Raw genomic sequence first — 22,726 nt, 5'->3', positions numbered from 1 at the left:
GCCGTTGCTGACGAGTCAAAAAAAACCCGTCTTCAAGAGCGAAAATGACAAGAAAATCACTAGGGATAGAGCATGAAATTCAGATTTTGGGGCGTGCGCGGCTCCATCCCCTCGCCGGGGCCGCGCACCGCGCGCTACGGCGGCAACACCACCTGCATTGAAGTGCGCACCGATGATGACACGCTCATCATCATCGATGGCGGCACCGGCCTGTTTTCGCTGGCGCAGTCGTTGATCCAGAATAAAGCCGGCGCCATCCACGCCAATATTTTCATCACCCACAGCCACTGGGACCATATCCACGGGCTGCCGTTCTTTACGCCGCTGTTCGTGCGCGACAGCCGGGTGCGCCTGCACGGGGTCACCGACCCGGTCACCGGCAACGGCATCGAGCACGTGATGGGCGTGCAGTTGCAAAATAGTTATTTCCCGGTCAGCGAAACCCAGATGGACGCCACCATCGAGTACCACACGCTGACCGTGGGCGAGGCGATCTCGGTGGGCGACGCCACCGTCAACAACGTGGTGATGAACCATCCGGTGACGGACCTGGGCTACCGCATCGATTGCAACGGCAAGTCGCTATTTTTCACGGGCGACCATGAGCCCTTTTACAATATCCATGCGGAAGACGCCCCCGAATACGCCACCTACGAACACTGGATGCGCGAGCGCAGCGCCGCCATCGACGCCATGGCAAAGGGCGTCGATGCGCTGATCGTCGATTGTTCGTACACGCGGGAAGAGTATCCCGCCAAGCGGGGTTGGGGACATGGCACGTTCGACTCCGCGTTCGCGCTGGCGCTGCGCACCGGCGCCGGCACCCTGTATTGCACCCATCACGAGCCGACGCGCGGCGACGACGAGCTGGAAGCGGCGTTTGCCGACGTGATGGCGCGCCACGCATCGCTGCTTGGCGGCCTCAAGGTGGTGCTGGCGTACGAGGGGCTGGAGGTCGAGCTAGCCCGGGGTACTTAGGCGGCGACGGCCGGACGTGCCGTCAAACGGCGGTCCGCCAGCGCGCGCAGCCGGGCCACGGCGGCGGGCAGGTTGAAGGCGCGGCCGGCGCGCAATGCGCTGACCATTTGGGTGGCGATGCGCAGCGCCGGCGCGGCGGCGTTCTTGGCCGCGTACGGCAGCACCAGACGGTAACGCCCTTGCATGCGCGGCACCACGCCGACGAACCCCACCGTCACTTCATTGAGCGCCAGGCGGCGCAATTCCAGCGCCACCTGCTGCACCACGCGCACGATCTGCGGCACGTCGTCGCCGCGCATGCCGACCAGGCCGGACTGGCTGCGCACGCCGGGCAGCATCGCCAGCAAACGCTGGTCGAGCGACGCCAGCGCGGCCGGCGTGGCCGACGTGTCGTCCACTTCGAGGATGCTCAGCAAGCAAGGTTGGGTGGAGTAGCGGTTGTCGCTGGAGAGGTAACGCTGATCGATGATACGCATGGTTTTTTCTAGCCTTTGATAAAACAGGCCATATTGTGAATGCGATCACGGCCATACGGAAGCGGAGACCGGAGCTTCCTCTTGTAAGACGAAACTTACACGTAAGCGTTTCCTAAGCCGCCGTTGCTAGGCTCCGGGCAGTTGTTTCTCAAAGCAAACGGCCAGCGGATTGCCGATGTATTTACCATAGTTGGGTATGCGGGCGTAACCGCGCGCCGTGTAAAAATCGACCGCGCGGCGGTTGACCAGCCGGGTCTCGAGCCAGATCGCCTGATAGCCCAGCGCCGCCGCCTCGCGCTCCAGGTAGGTCAGCACGGCGCTGCCGATGCCGCTGCTGTGGCGGCGCGCGTACATGCGCTTGATCTCGGCCACGCCCGGCTCCAGCGGCCGGAAGGCGCCACAACCCTGGGCCACGCCGGCGGCGTCGCGCGCGAGCACGAAACACGCCATCGGGCCACGCACATCATCGGCGTCGAACGAGGCCTTGCCGCTGCTGCCGGTGATCTCCTCGAGCACCGTCGACAGCTCCGCCATCAACGCCAGGCAATCGGCGGCGCCGGGATCTTGCGGCGTGAGCAAAAGGGGTGGAATGGGCTTGTTCATACAACAGATTATTGCACAGTGCAGATCACCAATTCCGGATCGGCGTTGATGCGCACGGGGATACCGCTGCAACCCACGCCACGGCTGACGATCAGCGCGCCGTTGCCGGGCACCGGGAAGCGCCCATAGTGATAGGGACGCGACAGCGGCCCGCGCGGCATCACCAGCGGCGTGCCGTCGCCGGTGGCGATTTGCCCGCCATGGGTGTGGCCGGCGAAACCGACGTCGAAACGGTGGCCGTCGAGCCGCAGCAGGCCGTCCGGCGCATGCATCAGCAGCACACGCGTCGGGCCGGCGCCGGCAAAGGTGGCGTCGCCGTCGGGGGCGCCGGTCCACGGATCGTCCATGCCGCACACCGACACGCTGTCGAACGGCGCCGGCAAGGCGAGCGCGCGGTTGACCAGCATCTCCACCCCGGCGCGCGCGAACAGGCGCTCGATCAGCCCGTGATCGGTGATCAGGTCGTGGTTGCCGAACACTGCCAGCTTGCCCAGCGGCGGACGGCAGGCGCCCAGCGCCTCGCATAGCGCGCCGGCGTAACGCGCCGGGCCGTGGACGTAATCGCCGCCGAGCAGCAGCAGGTCGGGCCGCTCGGCGTCGATGCGCGCGAACAGCTCATCGAAGAGGCCGGCGTGGGTCGGCGGACCGGCGTGGAAGTCGGACGCGAAGGCGATCGTGAGCGGACGTGGCAGGCGGCGTTCGGGCGCCAGTGCCACGCTGTAGCGCGTGACGCCGAGCCGGCCATGCAACCCGAGACGGTAGCTCAGCGACGCCACCAGGCCGCCCAGCAATGCGGCATTCATGAGCGTTTCGGTGTAGTGCCGGAACCGGGAGTGGCGCACCCCGCGCCGGACCGTGCCCGAAGGTAATGTCATTGATGCCTGAGGGAATCGGGAAAAGGCGGCATCATAGCGCATTTGCGACATCGCGGCCCCGGCGGTGGTAAGCTTGAGACAACGCTTGAGACAACGCTTGAGACAGCATTAGGCATTCAGCATCGCTGGCGCGGTTTGAGTTGCGCGCCGTCCGCCCATTCCCTTCCGAGATTGCTCGATGACCATTGAAACCATTATCGCAGGCACAGACGCCGCGCTCGACACCAACATCGCCACCGTGCAGGCCGCACTGGCCAGGCGCGGCTTCCAGCTGACCGAAGCGCCGCCTTTGCACGCGCTCGACGGCACCTGGTCGGCGCACCTGACGGACAGCGACTGCCCGCTGCTGTTCGCCAACGGCACAGGCGCCAGCGAGCTGGCCGCGCGCGCCAGCGCCTACGCCGGATTCGCCGCGCGTCTCGGCACGCACGACTTCTGGGCCCGTTACCACTTGGGCACGCGGCGCGCCAACGCCGCGTTCGTCCACTCCGCGCGGGAGCAATGGTTCGCGCCGACGGCCGACGGCGCGTGGCCGTCCGAGCTGCTCGACCCGGAGCTGCACGCTTTCTACAATCCACAGGGCGACATCGGCGCCGGCGTGCTGGTCGAACTCAACTCCGGCAACGGCGAGCGCGGCATTTGCGCCCTGCCCTACCAGCGCCTGCGCGACGGCGCCACCGCCTACTTTCCGGTCAACCTCATCAACAACCTCTATGCCAGCAACGGCATCGCCGCGGGCAGCACCGTCAACGCGGCGCGCGTGCAGGCGCTGTCGGAGATCTTCGCGCGCGCCATCCAGTACCGCATCATCGCCGAGGGCATGTGCCTGCCGGAAGTGCCCGACGACGTCATCGCCCGCTTCCCCGCCATCGAAGCAGGCATCGCCGGGCTGCGCGCGGCCGGTTTTGGCGTGCTGGTCAAGGATGCTTCGCTGGGCGGCAAATACCCGGTCATGAACGTCACGCTGATCCATCCGAAGGACCAAGGCGTGATCACCAGCTTTGGCGCCCATCCGCGCCTGGAGATCGCGCTGGCCCTGGCGCTGAACGGACTGCCGCACGGCCGCTCGCTTGACGCGCTCGAAGGCTATCCGCAGCCGAGCTTTGACGCCAGCGAAATCGACTCCTTCACCAACCGGGAGGCCCACTTGCTCGAGGCGCGCGGCGTGGTCGCGTGGGAATTCCTCAGCGACACGTCGGACTATCCGTTCGTCGACTGGAACTTCAGCGCCAATGCGGACGAGGACTACCGATGGCTGGTCGATGCGCTGCACGCCGAGGGCAAGGACATCTACGTGGCCGACTTCGACGAGCAAGGCGTGTACAGCTGTCGCATCCTGGTGCCGGGCTTTTCGGAAGTCTATCCGGTCGAGGACCTGGAATGGGAGAACGACAGCGTCGGCAACGCGCTGCGGCCGCTGCTGGTGCGCCTGCAGGATCTCAGCGTGCGGGAATGCGCCGCCTTGCTGGTGGAGCTGCAGACCTCGAACCTGAACGACGAGCGGCCGCTGTGGGAAATCCTCGGCTTGGCGGTGCCGGCAGGCACGCCATGGAACCAGCTGCGCATAGGCGAGCTGAAGGCCCTGCTGGCGCTGGTGGTGGGCGACGAGGAGGCGGTGCTGGAGGGCTGCAACTGGGTCCACCATTATGGCGACCTGCCCGAGCCGCGCCGGCTGGTGTACCGCTGCATCGAAAGCATCGTCAGGCTGGACGAGCCGGAGAACTTCCGCCCCGCGCTGGAGTTGCTCTACGGCGCCGAGACCCTGGCAATGGCGGAGGCGCTGCTCGACGGCTCGGAGCGGTTCTTCGGCCTGGAGCCGCTGGGCCCGAACTTCGAAGGCAGCGCCACGCACCAGAGCCTGCTGACCGCTTACGACAAGTTGCTGGCGCCGGAAGCGGCCTGACGCCAGCGTTGAGCCTAAACACATTTTTTCAATCAACTGGACAAACTGATCGCCTCACATGCGCGCTCATTGGAAGTTGTGCTCGTCACCAACAACATAAAAGACTTTGCGGCCTATCCTGGTGTCAAGTTGGAGAAGTGGCTTGAGGCGAGCAGCCTCGCCTGAGGGGTCAGACTATTTGACACGAACACGTATTGTTACGGCGCGTCCGCTAGCAATTCGGGCTGCAATGCTCGAATGCGTAACTCCGTGAAATATCCGCCGGCTTCGTTGTAGCGAAGATAGTTGCGGCCACAGTTCATGCATCGCGCCACCGTGCAGCGGTTGTAGGGATAGTAGCGAGGCGCGATCGGCGCTTCCGCGCTGTCGTAGCGTGTGCCGTCCGGATGGAACTCGACAAAGGTCGGTTCGTCGTACGGGTCGTCCATCAACGTGCCGACGTCTTCGAAGCGCTCAAGTTCAAGGGTCATCGGCAACGCCTGCCAGGCTGCCAGCGATGTCTGGTTGCAGCTACACGGCACGCCCACGGCGGCTGAGGCGTGCGCCAAGCGCGTCAACGCCGCGAAATCAATCTTTTGCATGCTCGGTCCATTCGGGAAAGTATCCGATTCTACTGCAACGGACGACATCCGAAGCGAATGCAAAGATTGATCGCGACGTTCAAAGAATCGGCAACTAGCGCCGCGTCTTAGAAGTAATAGCTGAACAGCACGCCAGCATGGCTGCCATCGACCTTGGCGCCGCCATTGTCCGGCTTGAACTCCTCTTTGACATAGCGCAGCTTGAGGCCCATGTGCGGCGTGAACAGGTATTCGCCCTCAACCACCAGTCCCACAGCGTTGTCGTACTTTTGGCCGATGCCGCTGGCCCAGCCGGTGCCCTTCAACTCCGGCTTGGCGACCAGCTGCGCGCCGGCGCCGATGCGCATATTCGCGAAAGGCGCCGCGAGCGGTGCTTTGTTACATGATGTGCTGCCCCACCCACCAGGCGATCGCGGCGACGAAGGCCGACGCCGGAATCGTGAAGATCCACGCCCAGACGATGTTGCCGGCCACGCCCCAACGCACCGCCGACATCTTTTGCGCGGAGCCGACGCCGACGATGGCGCCGGTGATGGTGTGCGTGGTCGACACCGGCACGCCGAGGGCGGTGGCGGTGAACAGGGTGATCGCGCCGCCGGTCTCGGCGCAGAAACCGCCCACCGGTTTGAGCTTGGTGATCTTCTGGCCCATGGTCTTGACGATGCGCCAGCCGCCGAACAAGGTGCCGAACGAGATCGCCGTGTAGCACGAGACGATCACCCACAGCGGCGGCTCGGCATCGCCGGCCTGCGAGTAGCCGGCGGCGATCAGCAGCATCCAGATGATGCCGATGGTCTTTTGCGCGTCGTTGCCGCCGTGGCCGAGGCTGTACGAGGCGGCCGACAGCAGCTGCAGGCGGCGGAACCATTTGTCGACCCGGCGCGGCGTCGAGCGCACGAATATCCACGACACCAGCAACATCATCAGCGAGCCGAAGATGAAGCCGAGCAGCGGCGACAGCACGATGAAGGCGACGGTCTTGATCAGACCGGCCGAGATCAGCGCGCCGGTGCCGCTCTTGGCCACGGCAGCGCCGACCAGGCCGCCGATCAGCGCGTGCGACGACGACGACGGAATGCCGTAGTACCAGGTGACGATGTTCCAGACGATGGCGCCGACCAGCGCGCCAAAGATCACATACTGGTCGACCACGCTCGGATCGATGGTGCCCTTGCCCACCGTGGCGGCCACGGTCAGCTGGTGGAACACGAAGATGGCGATGAAATTGAAGCAAGCGGCCATCGCCACGGCCGTTTGCGGTTTCAGCACACCGGTCGAGACGACGGTGGCGATCGCGTTGGCGGCATCATGAAAGCCGTTCATGAAATCGAACACCAGGGCCAGCGCGATCAGCACGCCCAGCACGTAGATGCTTATTGTTATGGTATTCATAAACTGATCTTTTTGTAATTATGCGTTTTCGACGATGATGCCTTCGATGATGTTGGCCACATCCTCGCAACGGTCGGTGACGGTTTCCAGAATCTCGTAGATGGCCTTCATTTTGATCAGGTTGCGCACGTCCGGTTCGTCGCGGAACAGTTTGGACATGGCCGCGCGCATCACATGGTCGGCGTCCGACTCGAGGCGGTCGATCTCTTCGCAGATGGCGACGATCTGGCGCGAGTTGTCCATGTTGTGCAGCAGGGACACGGCTTCCTTGACCTTCTCGGTGCAGGCGAGCACCAGTTCGGCCAGGCGCTTGGCTTCCGGCGTGACCGAGTGCAGGTCGTACAGCGAGACGGTCTGGGCGGCGTCCTCGAGCAGGTCGAGGATGTCGTCCTGGCGCGTGATGAGCTTGTGGATATCGTCGCGGTCGATCGGCGTGATGAAGGTCTTGTGCAGCAGGTCGACGGTGGCGTAGGTGATCTTGTCGGCCTGTTTCTCGATGCTCTCGATGGCGTGCACGCGGTTTTCCAGGTCGTCGAAGTTGGACATCAACCCCAGCATCTCTTTTGCACCTTTGACGCACAGGTCGGCGTGTTGATTGAACAGGTCAAAAAATTTGCCCTCGGTGGGCATCAAGCGTCCAAACATGTCTTTCTCCGTTTCATAGTCGTGATTACTGCTACAGACCGCCATCCGGGCCAGGCCGGCGGCGTCAGGATGGGCCGCCCTGTTTGCTGTGGCGGGCCCAGTGGTGTTGCCGGTCTTAGTCGCCTTGGTACAGCGCCAGGTTACCGGCGTAATTGCCGAACTTGGTGTATTGGCCGATCCAGGTCAGGCGCACCGAGCCGATCGGGCCGTTACGCTGCTTACCGATGATGATCTCGGCCGTTCCCTTATCGGGCGAGTCCGGGTTGTAGACTTCGTCGCGATACAGGAAGATGATGACGTCCGCGTCCTGCTCGATAGCGCCCGATTCGCGCAGGTCGGACATGACGGGACGTTTGTTGGGGCGTTGCTCCAGCGAGCGGTTCAGCTGCGACAGCGCGATCACCGGGCACTGCAGTTCCTTGGCCAGGCCCTTGAGCGAGCGCGAGATTTCCGAGATTTCGGAGGCGCGGTTGTCGCCCTGGGTCGAGCCGGTCATCAGCTGCAGGTAGTCGACCACGATCAATCCGAGCTTACCGCACTGGCGCGACAGGCGGCGCGCGCGGGCCCGCATCTCGATCGGGTTCAGCGCCGGGGTCTCGTCGATGTAGACCTGGGCGTCGTTCATTTTCTGGATGGCGTGCGTCAGGCGCGGCCAGTCCTCGTCGTTGAGCTTGCCGGTACGCAGGCGGTGCTGGTCGAGCTGGCCGACCGAGCCGAGCATACGCATGGCCAGCTGCACGCCGCCCATCTCCATCGAGAACACGGCCACCGGCAGGCCCTCTTCGACCGCCACGTTCTCTGCGATGTTCATCGAGAACGCGGTCTTGCCCATCGACGGGCGGCCGGCGACGACCACCATGTCGCCCGGCTGCAGGCCGGAGGTCATGCGGTCGAGGTCGATCCAGCCGGTCGGCACGCCGGTGATCTCGGACTGGTTGTCACGTGAATATAATTCATCGATGCGCTCGACCACCTGGGTCAGCAGCGGCTGCACAGGGATCCAGCCGGCCGCGCCGCGGGCGCCCTGCTCGGCGATGGCGAAGATCTTCGACTCGGCCTCGTCGAGCATCTGCTTGACTTCCTTGCCCTGGGGCGTGAACGCCTGGCCGGAAATCTCGTCGGCCACGGTGATCAGCTGGCGCAGGATGGAACGGTCGCGCACGATTTCGGCGTAGCGCCGGATGTTGGCCGCCGACGGCGTGTTTTGCGCCATCGCGTTCAGGTAGGCCAGGCCGCCGACGTCCTCGGCCTTGCCCATCTGCGTCAACGTCTCGAACACCGTGATGACGTCGGCCGGCTTGGAGCCGTTGATCATCTTGACGATCTGTTCGAAGATGATGCGGTGGTCATAACGGTAGAAGTCCTCCGAATGCATCATGTCCGCGATACGGTCGAACGCCTGGTTATCGCGCAGCAGGCCACCGATGACGGACTGTTCTGCTTCGATGGAATGCGGCGGGACGCGGAGTGAATCGAGTTGCGGATCGGAGGGGGTGTTCATGGCGCGAATTATACCTGCTTAGCGCAGTTGCCAAGGCGATGCTGAGAAAAAATTGGCGAGAAAAAAGCCGGGCAAGCCCGGCTTTTTTCATTTCTTGCCATGATTACTAGCATAACAGGCATTGCTGCCCGTGCAAGTAATTTAGGCTGCTTCGCCGACGACGGCGACGGTCACTTCGACCACCACGTCGGTGTGCAGAGCAACGCTCACTGGGTGCTCGCCAACGGTCTTCAGAGGACCGGTAGGCATGCGCACAGCAGCTTTTTCTACAGCGAAACCAGCTTTGGTCAGCGCCTCAGCGATGTCGAAGTTGGTGACCGAACCGAACAGACGGCCGTCAACACCAGCTTTTTGCGAAACGTTCACGGTCATGCCGTTCAGTTTCTCGCCTTGGGCTTGCGCGGCGGCCAGTTTGGCGGCAGCAGCTTTTTCCAGTTCGGCGCGCTTGACTTCGAATTCAGCAACAGCCGACGCGGTAGCGCGACGGGCCATTTTTTGCGGAATCAGGAAGTTACGTGCGTAACCGTCTTTAACTTTAACGACTTCACCCAGGTTGCCCAGGTTGACGACTTTTTCTAACAGAATGATTTGCATAGTTTTTCTCCAGGATTGCTACGCAATTAAGCGTGGTGCAGATCGGTGTAAGGCAGCAGCGCGAGGTAGCGGGCGCGTTTGATGGCGGTGTCAACTTGACGCTGGTAGTGCGCCTTGGTGCCGGTCAGACGTGCTGGCATGATCTTGCCGTTTTCCTGGACGAAGTCCTTCAGGGTATCAACGTCTTTGTAGTCAACCTGCTCAACGCCAGCGGCGGTGAAGCGGCAGAACTTCTTGCGCTTGAACAGTGGATTTTGTTGCTTGCGCTTTTCTTTAAGCTTGAGCTTGTTTTTGTCGAACTTTTTACCGAATGCCATTTGAGGCTCCTGTATCTAAATTGAGCTGTCTGGGACAGCACTAAAATCAATGATGTGAAACACCAGGCTTTTGCTGTTGCGTGTCTTCTTGTTGATAAAACCGGTGAACTGATACACCCCGCCCAGTGGCGCCTGACTGAAGCGTCCCGAGATCTCACCCGCGGCAACCGCGGAAATCTCGAATTCGCTCAACCGGGCAATGCCCGCCTCCATCTGCTGCGACCGGTGCTGGAGTACAGCGTTCACGATCGGCATGCCGGCCGGGGTATAGCGCAAGGCGTCCCGTTCGGCGATCAAGGCAATGAATTGGCTTTGATTCACTGGAGCTGTGTCAGCTCGGTTTTGCAACAATTAGGCCGCAGGAGCGGCGGCAACAGGAGCTGCTGGGGCTTCGGTGCGATGCGATTTCGCTGCATCTTCACGTTGTACCGACTTCATCATCGGCGAAGGAGCGGTTTCCGCTTTCTTCATCTTGACGGTCAGGTGACGCAGCACGGCATCATTGAATTTGAAGGCGGTTTCCAGCTCGACCAGGGTCTCGTTGTCGCATTCGATGTTCAGGCAGATGTAGTGTGCTTTAGCCAGTTTCTGGATCGAGTAAGCCATTTGACGACGGCCCCAATCTTCAACACGGTGCACGGCGCCGCCGCGGGTCGTTACAGTGGTTTTGTAACGTTCGATCATGGCGGGCACTTGCTCGCTCTGGTCCGGATGGACGATAAATACTATTTCATAGTGACGCATGCAAACTCCCTTAAGGACTGTGAAAATATAGCCCACCCTGGCGTCAAGACAGGTGTGGGAAGAGGTAAGCCCGCGACTATAGCAGCTTTTGGCACGGAAATCTACCCCTTCGCCGCCCCACGACAGTGATAACATCTTGTAAAACCAACAGGATTTCAATATGCCACCTACCCGTGCGTTGTCCCCTTTGCTGTTTTCGTTGTTCATCGCTGCCTCCGCCCTGGCCGCCGAGGCGCCCGCCCCCGCCGCCGCCAAACCCAGCCATCCCGACATCGCCACCAAGGCGTACAGCACTAAACAGTTCCTGCTGGCGCTGCGCACGGACACCCAAACCCTGGCCCGGCTCGCTCCCATCGCCGACCCCGGCTTCGACTTCACGCCCGGTCCGAGGGAAGCCGAGCGCCAGTACGACGGCTACGCCCACATCGGCGACCTCAACCTGCGCCTGCGCAGCGGCGGCGCCGGTGCGTGGCAGGAATTCTCGTCGTCTGCAGCGCGGCAACCGATCAAGCCGCTCCCGGCCGGCGGCAAGATCCTGGCGGGGGCCGACATCACCGCCAGCCTGGGCAAGGACTTGCCGCTGACCGTCGAACGGCGCTGGCTCAACGAAGGCGGCGCGCTGGTGCTGCGCTTCACCTTGATCAACAATTCCAACGCGCCGGTGGAGATCGGCGGCCTCAGCATGCCGATGGTGTTCGACAACATCATCACCGACCGCACGCTGGAGCAGGCCCACGCCAACGCCAGTTTCGCCGATCCTTATATAGGGCGCGACGCCGGCTATGTGCAAGTGACGCGCCTGAACGGCCAGGGCCCGGCGCTGATCGTCACGCCGGACGGACGCACGCCGCTGGAAGCGTGGCGCCCGCTGACCGACCGCAGCCCGCGCGCGCAAACGTCGGAAGGCTTCTACGACTGGACCGTCGCCAGCAAGGCCTACGCCGAGAACGAATGGAAAAACGCCGGCGAGCAATGGAACGCGCCGACCAGCATCACCCTGGAAGCGGGCGCGCGGCGCGACATCGGCGTGCGCTTCGCGACGGCGCCGTCGATCCGCGCCATCGAAACCGCATTGATCGCGCAAAAGCGCCCGGTCGCGGTGGGCATCCCGGGCTACGTGGTACCGACCGATCTGGAGGCGACCTTGTTCCTCAACAGCCCGCAGAAAGTCGTCGGCATCACCAGCTCGCCGGAGAACGCGCTGGCGGTGACGCCGGTCAAGTCCGGCGCCAAGGGCTGGACGCGCTACACGGTGCGCGGTAACGGCTGGGGACCGGCGCGCCTGTCGGTCGCCTACGCCGACGGCAGCATGCAGACGGTCAGCTATTTCATCACGAAGCCGCTGGAGCAGACCGTGGCCGACCTCGGCAAGTTCTCCACCACGCAGCAATGGTTCGACGACAAGAAAGATCCGTTCAAGCGCGCGCCTGCCATCCTGACTTACGACCGCGACGCCAAGCGCATCGTCACCGACGACCCGCGCGTGTGGATCTCCGGCATGAGCGACGAGGGCGGCGGCGGCAGCTGGGTGGCGGCCATCAGCAAGCAACTGGACAATCCGGACGCCGCCGAAGTGGCCAAGCTGGAACGGCTGGTCAACGAGACAGTGGTCGGCAAATTGCAGGTGGCAGACGGACCGCAGGCCGGCGCAGTGCGCAAGAGCCTGTTCTATTACGACCCGAAAGCTTTCCCGAACTACTACAACCAGAAAGCGAACTGGGGCACTTGGGCCTCATGGCCGAAAAAGGACGCGGACGACCTCGGCCGCGCTTACAACTATCCGCACGTGGCCACTGGCCATTGGGTGCTGTACCGGCTGGCGCGCAACCACGTCGGCCTGGTCACCGCGCACGACTGGCGCTGGTATCTGCAAAAAGCCTATCAGACCACCGTGGCGATGGTGCGCGACGCGCCCGAGTACGCGCAGTTCGGCCTGATGGAAGGCGACGTCTTCGTCGACATATTAAAAGACCTGCAGCGCGAAGGCATGAAGGCCGAGGCGGCCGACATGGAAAGCATGATGAAGCGGCGCGCCGACCACTGGCGCACGCTCGCCTACCCGTTCGGCAGCGAAATGGCATGGGACTCTACCGGCCAGGCCGAAGTCTACGCGTGGATGCGCCACTTCGGCTACACCAAGCAGGCCGACATCACGCGCGAAGTGATCCTGGGCTACGATCCGGCGATCCCGAGCTGGGGCTACAACGGCAACGCCCGCCGCTACTGGGACTTCCTGTACGGCGGCAAGACCGCGCGCATCGAGCGCCAGATCCACCACTACGGCTCGACCTTGAACGCGGTGCCGCTGTTCGACGCCTACCGCGCCAACCCGTCCGATCTGCACCTGCTGCGGGTGGCCTACGGTGGCCTGCTGGGCGGGATCACCAACATCGACCGCGACGGCTTCTCGTCGGCCGCTTTCCACGCGTGGCCGGACATGATGCGCTGGGACGCCTACAGCGGCGACTACGGCATGGGCTTCTACGGCCACGCCTACGCCAGCGCCACGTATGTGGTCAAAGACCCGACCTTCGGCTGGCTCAGCTTCGGCGGCAATATGAAAGTGGCTAATAATGGCGTGGTCCAGATCACGCCCAAGGACAGCGCCCGCACGCGCCTGTTCGTAGCGCCGGCGCGCGCATGGATCACCTTGGAGGCCGGCAAGATCGACAGCGCCACCTACGATCCGAAAACCCGCGCGATCACGCTTGAGCTGGCGCCGGCCACCAGCGCCACGCCGTCGGCCAGGCTGCTGGTCGACAGCCCGGGCGGCAAAGTCAGGCCGCAAGGTCTGGTGGCCGAACGTGGCGGATACCAGATTCCGCTGGCCGCCACGACCAAACGGGTGCTGCTGACGCCACGATGACCGCCGTTGAGCGAACTTTTTTCATTTTATTTCGCTCAACACAACAAAATTCCTTGCATTGCGGGCCATACTGTACAAAAATACAGACTGTCTATATACACAGGCCCAACAGCACTCATGATCAAGCTCACCGCACGTCAGGAACAAATTCTCAATCTGATCAAAGATGCCATCGAAAACACCGGCTTCCCGCCGACGCGCGCCGAGATCGCCAACGAACTGGGCTTCAAATCCGCCAATGCGGCCGAGGAGCACTTGCAGGCGCTGGCGCGCAAAGGCGCCATCGAGATCGCCGCCGGCACCTCGCGCGGCATCCGCTTGCTGGGTGTGCACGCCGAACCGGCCACGCCGAAGGTGCCGGTGTCGTTGATGATGTCGTTGCCGTTGATCGGCCGCGTGGCCGCCGGCTCGCCGATCCTGGCGCAGGAAAACCTGGAAGCGAGCTACAGCGTCGACCCGGCGATGTTCTCGTCGAAGCCGGATTACCTGCTCAAGGTGCGCGGCGAATCGATGCGCGACGCCGGCATCATGGATGGAGATTTGCTGGCGGTGAAGAAAGTCGACAGCGCCAAGAACGGCCAGATCGTCGTCGCGCGGATCGGCAACGAGGTCACGGTCAAGCGCTACCGCAAGACAGGCAGCCTGGTCGAGCTGCTGCCGGAAAATTCGGACTTCAAGATCATCAAGGTCGATCCCGAAGCGGACGAGTTCGCATTGGAAGGCCTGGCGGTCGGCCTGATGCGCAGCTGGCACTAAGCCAGGCTTTTACATCGCCATCGGCTTGGGGACGATGATCGGGAAGGCGCCGTTGAGCGCCCTTCGCGCGATGTCGTCCGAGCCCATGTGCGAGTTCGACATCAGCACCACACCGCGCCGGGTGACCTCGTCAAAACCAATATACGTGCGGTAGCCGGCCGTGCCGCCGTTGTGCCAGACGATACGCGAGCCGTTCTGTTCCAGCACATGCCACCCCAGCGCGATCGATTGTCCCGGCTTGCCCTCCAGCGCGTGACGCGCATGGTGCGCCGCCTGCATCGCGCCGTATAGCGGCGACTTCCCCAGTCCCATATTCGCGCCCAGGAACTTGAGCATATCCGCCGTCGTCGAACGCAGCGCGCCCATGCCCGCCAGCACCGGCATGTCCCAATTGGCAGCCGGCATGCCGGGCATGCCGTAGCCGACCGCCAGATGCCGGCGCATGACCGGCGTCAGCAAGATCGCCGTATCGTTCATGCCCAGCGGGCCGGTGATGCGCTGGCGCACCAGCGTTTCGTAGTCGGTTTTCGCGCGCAGCGTCAGTATATGGCCCAACAAGCCGACGCCGGCGTTGGAATACTCGTACTTCTCGCCGGCGGGCCGCGTCGGCGTGAAGCCCGATACAAACTCGTAGAGCTGCGGCACCGTGTAATCGGCAAACGGGTTGTTGTCATCCTTCGGCGCCAAGTTGGTCGGGATGCTCGGAATGCCGGACAACTGCGACGACAAATCGGCCAGCGTGATCTGCCGCTCGCCGACGGCGGGCAGCTTCACCGGCAAATAACGCGCGGCGGGGTCGTCGAGACCGATCTCGCTGCTGCGTGCCATATCGCTCAGCAAGGTGGCGGTGAACACCTTCGTGATGGAACCGATCTCGTACACGGAATCCGCATCCACCGGCGCGCCGCCTTCGCGCAGCTTCCCGTACGCCAGCACCCGGCTACCCTGCGCGTCGATAATGCCGACCACCATGCCGGTACCGGCGTGGTCGACCTCGACACGGGTCTTGATCATGGCCATGATCTCGACGTCGGTGGCCGGGGCGTCGGCATGAACGACAGCGCAAACCGACAACAACGCGGCAACGACAACGCTAAAACGCGAAATTCTCATATGATCCCGGAGTTGGTTTAGCAGCCTTCCAGCGCACAGGCGAAGTCGTCGAGCAGGTCATCGGTGTCTTCGATGCCGACCGAGACCCGTATCAGCGATTCGGCGATGCCCATCGAGGCGCGACGCTCGGCGCCCATCTCGTAGAAAATCGTGTGCGCGACCGGAATCACCAGGGTGCGTGTGTCGCCCAGGTTCGATGCCGGGATCGCCAGCTTCAGACGATTCAGGAAGTCGAAGCAGTCGATGCCATCTTTCAGTTCAAAGCTTAACAACGAGCCGTGGCGGCGGAACAGCTCGCTCGAGATGCCGTGCTGCGGATGCGATGCCAAGCCAGGATAATGGACGGCGGCCACGCGCTCGTCCGCCTCCAGCATCTCGGCCAGCGCCAGCGCGTTGGCACTGGTGCGCTCCATGCGCAGCGCCAAGGTTTCCGCGCCGACGGCGATGTGGTGCGCCGCCTCCGGTCCCAGCGAGGCGCCGAAGTCGCGCAGGCCTTTGGCGCGAATCTGCGCCAGCCCCCACTGCAGCGGCGCCGCCTTTTTGTAGTTCTCGTAGATGTTCGGGAATTTGGTCCAGTCGTATTCGCCGGTGTCGGTCAGGCTGCCGCCCAGCGCGTTGCCGTGGCCGCCGATCGACTTGGTCAGCGCGTTGACGACAATCCCCGCGCCGACCGACTTCGGCCGGAACAGGTAAGGCGTGGTCATCGTGTTGTCGACGATGTAGAGGATGCCGCGCGCCTTGCACAGCTCGCCGATGCGCTTGAGGTCCGCCACCTGCGTGCGCGGATTGGCGATGGTTTCGACAAACACCAGGCGGGTCTGCTCGGTGATGGCCGACTCGACGTTGGCGACGTCGGTGGCGTCGACAAACGAGACGCCAACGCCCTGCGCCATCGTGGTCTGCCACAGGCTGTTGGTATTACCGAACAGGAAGGCCGAGGAGACGACATGGTCGCCCGCGCGCAGCAGCGACTGGAACACGGCGCCGATCGCGCCCATGCCGGTGGCGAAGCACAAGGTGCCCACGCCCTGCTCCATCTTGTTGACCTTGTCCTCGAGCGCGGAGATGGTCGGGTTGCCCTGGCGGCCGTAGCGGAAGCCCGGCTCCTTACCCTGGAACACCGACGCCAGCTGGCGCGCGTCGCTGTAACCGAAGGCGACCGAGGTATGGATCGGCTTGTGCAGCGAGCCGTGCTCGATGCCCTTGAGGCGGTCGTTGTGCAAGATGGTGGTGGTGAAACCGTAGTTCTTCTTATCGTTCATATGCTTGGAATGGTCAAAAAAAAAGCCCGGTACGGCGAACCGTACCGGGCGCGACATCAGCCTTCGGCGGTCGCGAGATTCAGGTTCAGCTGCGAGCGGCCGGCGTCTTCATGCGTGGTCTTGGCCTTCGGGTTGTGGCGCGCGTACTCGAGCTTGTCGAGGTACTCTTTCGACACGTCGCCGGTCACGTAGATGCCGTCGAAGCACGACGCTTCGAAGTTCTTCAGCTCCGGGTTCACGTCGGAGATGGCGCGCTTCAACGATTCGATGTCCTGGTACACCAGGTGGTCGGCGGTGATTTCGCGGCACACTTCCTCGGTGGTGCGGCCGTAGGCGATCAGCTCGTCGCGGGTCGGCATGTCGATGCCGTACACGTTCGGGTAGATCACCGGCGGCGCGGCCGAGGCGAAGATCACTTTCTTCGCGCCCGCTTCGCGCGCCATCTGCACGATCTCGCGGCTGGTGGTGCCGCGCACGATCGAGTCATCGACCAGCAGCACGACCTTGTCCTTGAATTCGGAGGCGATCGCGTTGAGCTTCTGGCGCACCGATTTCTTGCGCGCGGCCTGGCCCGGCATGATGAAGGTGCGGCCGATGTAGCGGTTTTTGATGAAGCCTTCACGGTACTCGACGTTGAGCGCCAGCGCCAGTTGGATCGCGGCGGGACGCGACGAATCCGGAATCGGCATGACGACGTCGATTTCGCCGTCCTTGAATTCGCGCTTGATCTTTTCGGCCAGGTACTCGCCCATTTTCAGGCGGGTGGCGTAGACCGAGGCGCCATCGATGACGGAGTCCGGACGGGCCAGGTAGACGAATTCGAACACGCACGGGTTCAGCGAAGGATTGTCGGCGCACTGGCGGCTGTGCAGTTGCATGTCGGCGTCGACAAAGACGCATTCGCCCGGCGCGATGTCGCGCAGGAAGCGGAAACCCATGCCTTCGAGGGCGACGGACTCGGAGGCGACCAGGTATTCGGCGCCCTGCTCGGTCTCGTTGATGCCCAGGCACAGCGGACGGATGCCGAACGGGTCGCGGAAGGCCAGCAGGCCGACGCCGGCGATCTGCGCCACGGCCGCGTAACCGCCGCGCACACGGCGGTGCAGCACGGTGACGGCGTCGAAGATGGTGTCGGCGTCAATCGAGATGCCGGTGGTGGCCTTCTGGATTTCATGGGCCAGCACGTTCAGCAACACTTCCGAATCGGAGTCGGTGTTGATGTGACGGCGGTCGTTCTTGAACATCTCTTGCTTGAGCTGTTCCCAGTTGGTCAGGTTGCCGTTGTGCGCCAGGGTGATGCCGAACGGGGCGTTGACGTAAAACGGTTGCGCCTCTTCCTCGCTCGACGAGCCGGCGGTCGGATAGCGGCAGTGGCCGATGCCCGAGTTGCCTTGCAGGGTACGCATATTGCGGGTACGGAAAACGTCACGCACCAGGCCATTGGCCTTGTGCATGGCGAACATGCTGCTGTGATTGGTCGCGATACCCGCTGCATCCTGGCCGCGATGCTGCAACAGCAACAATGCGTCATACAGCAGTTGATTGACAGGTTGATGGGAAACGACGCCGACGATGCCACACATGATGGTGCTCCTGGACTGGGTACTACAGATTAAAGACGCAGACTAAAAACGGTGTTGCTGGAAATTCAAACGCAATCAAAAGTTCACATGCTGCGCCATCGCAGCGGGAAGGAAGGTCTTGACGAGCCGGGCGCCGGTCTCGGCATACGGACTGAGCAACGCCTCCTTCCAGAAATCCTGTTGTGGGAGCGACGTCATCCCACACAAGATGACGGCGGTCAGCACGATTACAAGGCCACGGCCGACGCCGAACACGGCGCCGAGCGCGCGGTCGAACAGGCTGAGGCCACCGGCGTCGAGCAAGGCGCCCAGCGCCATCGACAGCAGGCCCATCAAAATGCGCACGCCGATGAACAGGGCGATGAAGGCCAGGATCAGGCGCAACACCTCGCCCGGCACCACCGCCGGCAACATCACGGCCAGCGCGGCGGCGTAGGCGTTGGCCACCACGAAGGCGACCACCCAGCCGGCCAGCGACAGCACTTCCTTGACCAGCCCGCGCAGCATGCTGATGATGACCGAGGTGACCATCACGAAGATCACCAGATAATCGAAAATCGTCACGTCAGGCGGCCTGGATCAAACCGTTTCCAGGCGGCCGCTCAGGCCCATGCCGCTCAGCTTGGCGCGCACTTTTTCCGCTTCTTCCTTGTTAGTGAACGGCCCCACGCGCACGCGGGTGATCTCGCCGGAAGGCGTTTTCTGGGTGAAGGAGCTGATGCCGGCCTCCTTCAGTTTCTTGCGCAGCTCGTCGACCTTGCCCTGGTCGCTCAGCGCGGCCACTTGCAGCACGAATTTCTGACCGGACTCAGCTACGGCGGCGGCCGGCTTGGCGGCGGCCTTGCCTTCCAAGATCGCCAGCGCGCGCGCATCTTCGGATGCCTTGTCGGACGCCGGCTTGGCCGCCGCTTTCGTTTCGGCCAGCTTGCGCTCGGCGTCGGCCTTGGCCTTGGCTTCGGCTTTCGCCTCGGCCAGCTTGCGCTCGCCTTCGCGCTTGCGCTCGGCGTCCAGCTTGGCCTTGGCCTCGGTCTCGGCGCGGGCCTTGGACTCGTGTTCGGCCTTGGCTTTGGCCAGCGCCTCTGCCTTGGCCGCCGCGTTGGCCTTGGCTTCGGCCTTCAGATCGGCCTGGGCTTCGGCTTCCTGGCGGGCGTTGTCGGCCTTGATGACTTCCTCGGCGGACGGCGCGGCGGCGGCCTTGGCCTTGGCCGGCTTGACGTCGTCGACGATTTCTTCCTTGCTGTCGAGCGCGGCGCTGGCCGGCACGGCGGCGGCGGCCGGCGCACGCGCGGCCGATGCCTCGGCGGCCTTATCCTTGGCGGGAATCTTGATGTCGATGTCGGACGCGAGCGGACGAGGCTCGGAATCGAGCACCATCGGCAGGCCGACGGCTACCGCCAGCGCCAGCGCAATGGCGCCGACCAGACGGCGGCGCGCACGTTTCTTTTCCGGCAACACCGGATCGTCCGCCTCGCGATCCTTGGCGCGGCGCGCGTTGGCCGGCGCGTTGGCCGACGAGGCGCGCTTGGAGCGCGCGCGCTCGGTTGCGGCCTGATCATCCGCGCTGGTGTAATAGCCGCTGTCCTGACCGGCGGTCTCTTGCTTGTTTTTACCGAATTTCGAGAACAAGCCCATGCGTGATTTCAGTCCTGTGCGTTCAATGGAGTGAGGATTTTCTCGCCGCCATGACGCCTGCGACCGTGAGGAAAGATCCAAAGACCACAATTCTATCATTCTCCCCGGCCCGGCTCATCGCATTTGCATAGGCGGTGGCCGGATCGTCGAAGATATTGATGGTGCGTTCGGATTTTTCGGGTTGCACAATTTGCACCTTCGCGGCCAGTTCCGAGGCGCTGGCCGCGCGCGGCGACGGCAGATTCGTCAGGCACCAATGGTCGACATGCTCGGACATGGCGGCGATGACGCCATCGATATCCTTGTCGTGCATGGAGCCGAACACGGCGTAGGTGTACGGGTGGAAGCCCATATTGCCCAGGTTCTGGTTCAGCGCCGAGGCCGCGTGTGGATTGTGGGCGACGTCGAGGATCACCGTCGGCCGGCCCGGCAACACCTGGAAGCGGCCCGGCAGCTCCACCGTGACCAGGCCGGTGCGCACTTCCTGCGCGCCGACCGGCAATTCCAGCTTGAGCGCCTCCAGCGCGGCCAGCACGGCGGACGCATTGAGGATCTGGTTGGCGCCGCGCAGGCTCGGATAGGCCAGCGAATTGCGGCGCTGCGAGCGGCCGCCATAATTCCACTGCTGCTTGTCGCCGGAGTAATTGAAATCGCGGCCCATCAGCCATAGGTCGGCGCCGATGGCCTCGGCGTGGTCGATCAGCGACTGCGGCGGCACCGGGTCGGAGCAGATTGCCGTCTTGCCGGCGCGGAAGATGCCGGCTTTCTCGAAACCGATCTTCTCGCGCGTGTCGCCCAGGTAGTCGGTGTGGTCGATATCGACGCTGGTGACGATGGCGACGTCGGCGTCGACGATGTTGACGGCGTCCAGACGCCCGCCGAGGCCGACTTCCAGGATGACGACATCCATGCCCGCGTCCGCCAGCAGCTTCATGATGGCCAGCGTGGTGAATTCAAAATAGGTCAGCGGGGTGTCGCCGCGCGCGGCCTCGACGGTGTTGAAAGCGTCGACCAGCACCTCGTCGCTGGCCAGGTCGCCGTTGATCCGCGCGCGCTCGTTGAAGTCGAGGAAGTGCGGCTTGATATACAGGCCGACCTTGTAGCCGGCGCGCAGCAGCACCGATTCCAGCATGGCGCAGGTCGAACCCTTGCCGTTGGTGCCGGCCACCATGACGACCGGGCAGCTAAAGCTCAGCTGCAAGCGTTCCTTGACGGCCAGGACGCGGTCCAGGCCCATGTTGATGACGGTTTCGGCGTGGCGCGATTCGATCAGCGCAAGCCAGGCGGGCAAAGTGGTTGGGAGGTTCGACATGATAAGACTCTGAAAATGGCAACGGCGCGCAGGCCGGATGATATCCGATTGCGCGCCGTTGTGCCGGGCATTGAAACTGCAATATTGGCTATGCGATAAGGTTACGCAATAACCTCGGCCGGCTGGTTTTGCAGCAAGGCCATCAGACGGGCGATTTCTTCGCGCATCTTGCGGCGGTCGACGATCATGTCGACGGCGCCCTTGGTGACCAGGAACTCGGAGCGCTGGAAACCTTCCGGCAGCTTCTCGCGCACGGTGTTTTCGATCACGCGCGGGCCGGCGAAGCCGATCAGCGCCTTCGGCTCGGCGATGACGACGTCGCCCATGAAGGCGAACGAGGCGGACACGCCGCCCATGGTCGGATCGGTCAGCACGCTGATGAACGGCAGCTTCTTCTCGGACAGCTTGGTCAGCATGGCGGTGGTTTTCGCCATTTGCATCAGCGACAGCAGGCCCTCTTGCATGCGGGCGCCGCCGGTGGCGGTGATGCAGATGAACGGCACTTTCTGTTCCAGGGCCACTTGCGCGCCGCGCACGAAGCGCTCGCCGACCACCGAGCCCATGGAGCCGCCCATGAATTCGAATTCGAAGCAGGCCACGACGACGGGCATGCTCATGATGGCGCCGCCCATGACGATCATGGCGTCGGTCTCGCCGGTCGCTTCCATCGCCTGCTTGAGGCGGTCAGGGTATTTCTTGCTGTCTTTAAACTTCAGCGTATCGACCGGCAGCGTGTCCATGCCGATTTCATAACGTCCGCCGGCGTCGAACAGGCTGTCGAGGCGTTCGCGGGCGCGGATGCGCATGTGGTGGTCGCATTTAGGGCAAACATGCAGGTTCGATTCCAGATCGGTGCGGTACAGGACGGCTTCGCACGATGGGCATTTGACCCACAGGCCCTCTGGCATCGTCTTGCGGGCGGCAACGTCGGAACGCTGGATTCTTGGGGGCAGCAGTTTTTCCAACCAACTCATAAATTCTCCTTGCAGCTAACTTGTGGCCGAAGTGTAGCCGTTTCTTGTACGCCTGTCGAACATTGCAATACAATAATTTTTAGCTTTCGTCATGGAATTCAGCGGGATTTAGAGGGAATCCCCTACTGCCGTCGCCTCTGTTTCGTCGTCGGTGGCAGGCATCTCTATCGTCACTTTGTACTTCGCGCGAGCGATATGACGCAGATATGTTTCAATTACACGTTCAAGCGGTAGTCCAACCTCATCTCCAATTTGCTTGAAATAATTAATGGCATCGTTAGACAAACCGATCGTCAGCTCGCGTCCGATCTGCCGGGCAAAGTGGTTGGCAACAGGAACGCTTTTTGACAAATCTAACTCATCGTTACACATAGTTTCCTCATTGATAAATTTTCAGTTCAGCTTTGTTAGCCTTACGAGCTGATATGAGGCGTACGACATCAGCGCCTCGATAACAATGACTTACCAACAACAGCCGCCCTCGGTAACTTATTTTGCGAAGGTTGGATTTGGCCTTCTGCTCATCCCATTCAAAGCGCACGACCGCTCCCCTTCAACATAGTCAGTACTTAACTATGTATCAAGGTGAGCGGTCGTAATTTGATGACGGCCAAGCGGC

The 22,726-nt window shown here is 62.9% G+C and carries 24 protein-coding genes; 4 read left to right on the top strand and 20 right to left on the bottom strand.

What is annotated here, in order from left to right; genetic code table 11:
- Nucleotides 1-72: 72 nt before the first annotated feature.
- A complete protein-coding gene (locus tag ACZ0BA_RS01130; protein WP_463449533.1) occupies nt 73-978 on the top strand; it encodes an MBL fold metallo-hydrolase in 906 nt (301 codons plus the stop codon).
- Here ACZ0BA_RS01130 and ACZ0BA_RS01125 read toward each other — a convergent pair.
- The 3 genes from ACZ0BA_RS01125 to ACZ0BA_RS01115 all read right to left on the bottom strand — a co-directional run bounded on the left by ACZ0BA_RS01125 (nt 975) and on the right by ACZ0BA_RS01115 (nt 2,860).
- Nucleotides 975-1,454: a cyanophycin synthetase family protein gene (locus ACZ0BA_RS01125; protein ID WP_463449532.1), complete on the bottom strand. Its 480-nt coding sequence runs from the start codon at nt 1,452-1,454 to the stop codon at nt 975-977. The genes ACZ0BA_RS01130 and ACZ0BA_RS01125 overlap by 4 nt on opposite strands.
- A gap of 126 nt (nt 1,455-1,580) precedes the next feature.
- Nucleotides 1,581-2,057: a GNAT family N-acetyltransferase gene (locus ACZ0BA_RS01120; RefSeq protein ID WP_463449531.1), complete on the bottom strand. Its 477-nt coding sequence runs from the start codon at nt 2,055-2,057 to the stop codon at nt 1,581-1,583.
- Nucleotides 2,058-2,065: 8 nt separating this feature from the next.
- Entirely contained in the window at nt 2,066-2,860 is a 795-nt protein-coding gene (locus ACZ0BA_RS01115; protein WP_463449530.1) for a metallophosphoesterase, read from the bottom strand.
- A 250-nt stretch (nt 2,861-3,110) separates the two neighbouring features.
- Here ACZ0BA_RS01115 and ycaO point away from each other — a divergent pair, with 250 nt between their 5' ends.
- Nucleotides 3,111-4,835: a 30S ribosomal protein S12 methylthiotransferase accessory factor YcaO gene (ycaO, locus tag ACZ0BA_RS01110; RefSeq protein ID WP_463449529.1), complete on the top strand. Its 1,725-nt coding sequence runs from the start codon at nt 3,111-3,113 to the stop codon at nt 4,833-4,835.
- 197 nt (nt 4,836-5,032) lie between these two features.
- On the opposite strand, the gene ACZ0BA_RS01105 is transcribed toward ycaO, so the two are convergent.
- The 9 genes from ACZ0BA_RS01105 to rpsF form a co-directional block, all read right to left on the bottom strand.
- Nucleotides 5,033-5,416: a hypothetical protein gene (locus tag ACZ0BA_RS01105; protein WP_463449528.1), complete on the bottom strand. Its 384-nt coding sequence runs from the start codon at nt 5,414-5,416 to the stop codon at nt 5,033-5,035.
- Nucleotides 5,417-5,523: 107 nt separating this feature from the next.
- Nucleotides 5,524-5,763: a hypothetical protein gene (locus ACZ0BA_RS01100; protein WP_463449527.1), complete on the bottom strand. Its 240-nt coding sequence runs from the start codon at nt 5,761-5,763 to the stop codon at nt 5,524-5,526.
- A 31-nt stretch (nt 5,764-5,794) separates the two neighbouring features.
- The gene (locus tag ACZ0BA_RS01095; RefSeq protein WP_463449526.1) at nt 5,795-6,808 is read right to left on the bottom strand and encodes an anion permease; all 1,014 of its coding nucleotides are present in this window, start codon (nt 6,806-6,808) and stop codon (nt 5,795-5,797) included.
- Between the two features lie 18 nt (nt 6,809-6,826).
- Nucleotides 6,827-7,453: a DUF47 domain-containing protein gene (locus ACZ0BA_RS01090; protein ID WP_315219292.1), complete on the bottom strand. Its 627-nt coding sequence runs from the start codon at nt 7,451-7,453 to the stop codon at nt 6,827-6,829.
- 115 nt (nt 7,454-7,568) lie between these two features.
- Nucleotides 7,569-8,954, bottom strand: a complete 1,386-nt coding sequence (locus tag ACZ0BA_RS01085; protein WP_463449525.1) for a replicative DNA helicase — start codon at nt 8,952-8,954, stop codon at nt 7,569-7,571.
- Between the two features lie 141 nt (nt 8,955-9,095).
- On the bottom strand, nt 9,096-9,548 hold the full coding sequence (gene rplI, locus ACZ0BA_RS01080; protein WP_090314782.1) for a 50S ribosomal protein L9: 453 nt from the start codon (nt 9,546-9,548) through the stop codon (nt 9,096-9,098).
- A gap of 26 nt (nt 9,549-9,574) precedes the next feature.
- The gene (rpsR, locus tag ACZ0BA_RS01075) at nt 9,575-9,865 is read right to left on the bottom strand and encodes a 30S ribosomal protein S18 (protein WP_019922639.1); all 291 of its coding nucleotides are present in this window, start codon (nt 9,863-9,865) and stop codon (nt 9,575-9,577) included.
- Nucleotides 9,866-9,880: 15 nt separating this feature from the next.
- The gene (priB, locus tag ACZ0BA_RS01070) at nt 9,881-10,186 is read right to left on the bottom strand and encodes a primosomal replication protein N (RefSeq protein ID WP_090314785.1); all 306 of its coding nucleotides are present in this window, start codon (nt 10,184-10,186) and stop codon (nt 9,881-9,883) included.
- Nucleotides 10,187-10,216: 30 nt separating this feature from the next.
- A complete protein-coding gene (gene rpsF, locus ACZ0BA_RS01065) occupies nt 10,217-10,609 on the bottom strand; it encodes a 30S ribosomal protein S6 (RefSeq protein ID WP_090314787.1) in 393 nt (130 codons plus the stop codon).
- Nucleotides 10,610-10,769: 160 nt separating this feature from the next.
- On the opposite strand from rpsF, the gene ACZ0BA_RS01060 reads away from it, so the two are divergent.
- Together ACZ0BA_RS01060 and lexA are read left to right on the top strand one after the other, a co-directional pair.
- The gene (locus ACZ0BA_RS01060) at nt 10,770-13,475 is read left to right on the top strand and encodes a DUF5695 domain-containing protein (protein WP_463449524.1); all 2,706 of its coding nucleotides are present in this window, start codon (nt 10,770-10,772) and stop codon (nt 13,473-13,475) included.
- A 117-nt stretch (nt 13,476-13,592) separates the two neighbouring features.
- Nucleotides 13,593-14,231, top strand: coding sequence for a transcriptional repressor LexA (gene lexA, locus ACZ0BA_RS01055; RefSeq protein WP_463449523.1), 639 nt, complete (start codon nt 13,593-13,595; stop codon nt 14,229-14,231).
- A 9-nt stretch (nt 14,232-14,240) separates the two neighbouring features.
- Here lexA and ACZ0BA_RS01050 read toward each other — a convergent pair whose 3' ends face one another.
- The 8 genes from ACZ0BA_RS01050 to ACZ0BA_RS01015 all read right to left on the bottom strand — a co-directional run bounded on the left by ACZ0BA_RS01050 (nt 14,241) and on the right by ACZ0BA_RS01015 (nt 22,479).
- Nucleotides 14,241-15,344: a serine hydrolase domain-containing protein gene (locus ACZ0BA_RS01050; RefSeq protein WP_463449522.1), complete on the bottom strand. Its 1,104-nt coding sequence runs from the start codon at nt 15,342-15,344 to the stop codon at nt 14,241-14,243.
- Between the two features lie 17 nt (nt 15,345-15,361).
- The gene (locus ACZ0BA_RS01045) at nt 15,362-16,606 is read right to left on the bottom strand and encodes a cystathionine gamma-synthase family protein (RefSeq protein ID WP_463449521.1); all 1,245 of its coding nucleotides are present in this window, start codon (nt 16,604-16,606) and stop codon (nt 15,362-15,364) included.
- 56 nt (nt 16,607-16,662) lie between these two features.
- Nucleotides 16,663-18,189, bottom strand: coding sequence for an amidophosphoribosyltransferase (gene purF, locus ACZ0BA_RS01040; protein ID WP_463449520.1), 1,527 nt, complete (start codon nt 18,187-18,189; stop codon nt 16,663-16,665).
- Nucleotides 18,190-18,264: 75 nt separating this feature from the next.
- Complete coding sequence (locus tag ACZ0BA_RS01035; protein ID WP_463449519.1) at nt 18,265-18,753, bottom strand: CvpA family protein; 489 nt, start codon at nt 18,751-18,753, stop codon at nt 18,265-18,267.
- 15 nt (nt 18,754-18,768) lie between these two features.
- Complete coding sequence (locus tag ACZ0BA_RS01030) at nt 18,769-19,821, bottom strand: SPOR domain-containing protein (protein WP_463449518.1); 1,053 nt, start codon at nt 19,819-19,821, stop codon at nt 18,769-18,771.
- 22 nt (nt 19,822-19,843) lie between these two features.
- Entirely contained in the window at nt 19,844-21,133 is a 1,290-nt protein-coding gene (folC, locus tag ACZ0BA_RS01025; RefSeq protein WP_463449517.1) for a bifunctional tetrahydrofolate synthase/dihydrofolate synthase, read from the bottom strand.
- Between the two features lie 101 nt (nt 21,134-21,234).
- On the bottom strand, nt 21,235-22,107 hold the full coding sequence (gene accD, locus ACZ0BA_RS01020) for an acetyl-CoA carboxylase, carboxyltransferase subunit beta (protein WP_090314808.1): 873 nt from the start codon (nt 22,105-22,107) through the stop codon (nt 21,235-21,237).
- A 108-nt stretch (nt 22,108-22,215) separates the two neighbouring features.
- Nucleotides 22,216-22,479: a hypothetical protein gene (locus ACZ0BA_RS01015; protein ID WP_463449516.1), complete on the bottom strand. Its 264-nt coding sequence runs from the start codon at nt 22,477-22,479 to the stop codon at nt 22,216-22,218.
- Nucleotides 22,480-22,726 lie beyond the last annotated feature (247 nt).

Source organism: Duganella sp. AC917 (assembly GCF_979258245.1).
Note: the sequence above shows the minus strand (reverse complement) of the source record. Positions and strands in the feature narration are given on the sequence as shown.

Bases quoted from the DNA above. Each gene is read 5' to 3' on its own strand.
- ACZ0BA_RS01045 (WP_463449521.1), bottom strand. From the start codon at position 16,606: ATGAACGATAAGAAGAACTACGGTTTCACCACCACCATCTTGCACAAC.
- rplI (WP_090314782.1), bottom strand. From the start codon at position 9,548: ATGCAAATCATTCTGTTAGAAAAAGTCGTCAACCTGGGCAACCTGGGT.
- ACZ0BA_RS01030 (WP_463449518.1), bottom strand. From the start codon at position 19,821: ATGGGCTTGTTCTCGAAATTCGGTAAAAACAAGCAAGAGACCGCCGGT.
- ycaO (WP_463449529.1), top strand. From the start codon at position 3,111: ATGACCATTGAAACCATTATCGCAGGCACAGACGCCGCGCTCGACACC.
- ACZ0BA_RS01130 (WP_463449533.1), top strand. From the start codon at position 73: ATGAAATTCAGATTTTGGGGCGTGCGCGGCTCCATCCCCTCGCCGGGG.
- accD (WP_090314808.1), bottom strand. From the start codon at position 22,107: ATGAGTTGGTTGGAAAAACTGCTGCCCCCAAGAATCCAGCGTTCCGAC.
- ACZ0BA_RS01115 (WP_463449530.1), bottom strand. From the start codon at position 2,860: ATGAATGCCGCATTGCTGGGCGGCCTGGTGGCGTCGCTGAGCTACCGT.
- rpsR (WP_019922639.1), bottom strand. From the start codon at position 9,865: ATGGCATTCGGTAAAAAGTTCGACAAAAACAAGCTCAAGCTTAAAGAA.
- purF (WP_463449520.1), bottom strand. From the start codon at position 18,189: ATGTGTGGCATCGTCGGCGTCGTTTCCCATCAACCTGTCAATCAACTG.
- ACZ0BA_RS01050 (WP_463449522.1), bottom strand. From the start codon at position 15,344: ATGAGAATTTCGCGTTTTAGCGTTGTCGTTGCCGCGTTGTTGTCGGTT.
- ACZ0BA_RS01125 (WP_463449532.1), bottom strand. From the start codon at position 1,454: ATGCGTATCATCGATCAGCGTTACCTCTCCAGCGACAACCGCTACTCC.
- ACZ0BA_RS01085 (WP_463449525.1), bottom strand. From the start codon at position 8,954: ATGAACACCCCCTCCGATCCGCAACTCGATTCACTCCGCGTCCCGCCG.
- folC (WP_463449517.1), bottom strand. From the start codon at position 21,133: ATGTCGAACCTCCCAACCACTTTGCCCGCCTGGCTTGCGCTGATCGAA.
- ACZ0BA_RS01090 (WP_315219292.1), bottom strand. From the start codon at position 7,453: ATGTTTGGACGCTTGATGCCCACCGAGGGCAAATTTTTTGACCTGTTC.
- ACZ0BA_RS01015 (WP_463449516.1), bottom strand. From the start codon at position 22,479: ATGTGTAACGATGAGTTAGATTTGTCAAAAAGCGTTCCTGTTGCCAAC.
- ACZ0BA_RS01105 (WP_463449528.1), bottom strand. From the start codon at position 5,416: ATGCAAAAGATTGATTTCGCGGCGTTGACGCGCTTGGCGCACGCCTCA.
- lexA (WP_463449523.1), top strand. From the start codon at position 13,593: ATGATCAAGCTCACCGCACGTCAGGAACAAATTCTCAATCTGATCAAA.
- ACZ0BA_RS01060 (WP_463449524.1), top strand. From the start codon at position 10,770: ATGCCACCTACCCGTGCGTTGTCCCCTTTGCTGTTTTCGTTGTTCATC.
- ACZ0BA_RS01100 (WP_463449527.1), bottom strand. From the start codon at position 5,763: ATGCGCATCGGCGCCGGCGCGCAGCTGGTCGCCAAGCCGGAGTTGAAG.
- rpsF (WP_090314787.1), bottom strand. From the start codon at position 10,609: ATGCGTCACTATGAAATAGTATTTATCGTCCATCCGGACCAGAGCGAG.
- ACZ0BA_RS01095 (WP_463449526.1), bottom strand. From the start codon at position 6,808: ATGAATACCATAACAATAAGCATCTACGTGCTGGGCGTGCTGATCGCG.
- ACZ0BA_RS01120 (WP_463449531.1), bottom strand. From the start codon at position 2,057: ATGAACAAGCCCATTCCACCCCTTTTGCTCACGCCGCAAGATCCCGGC.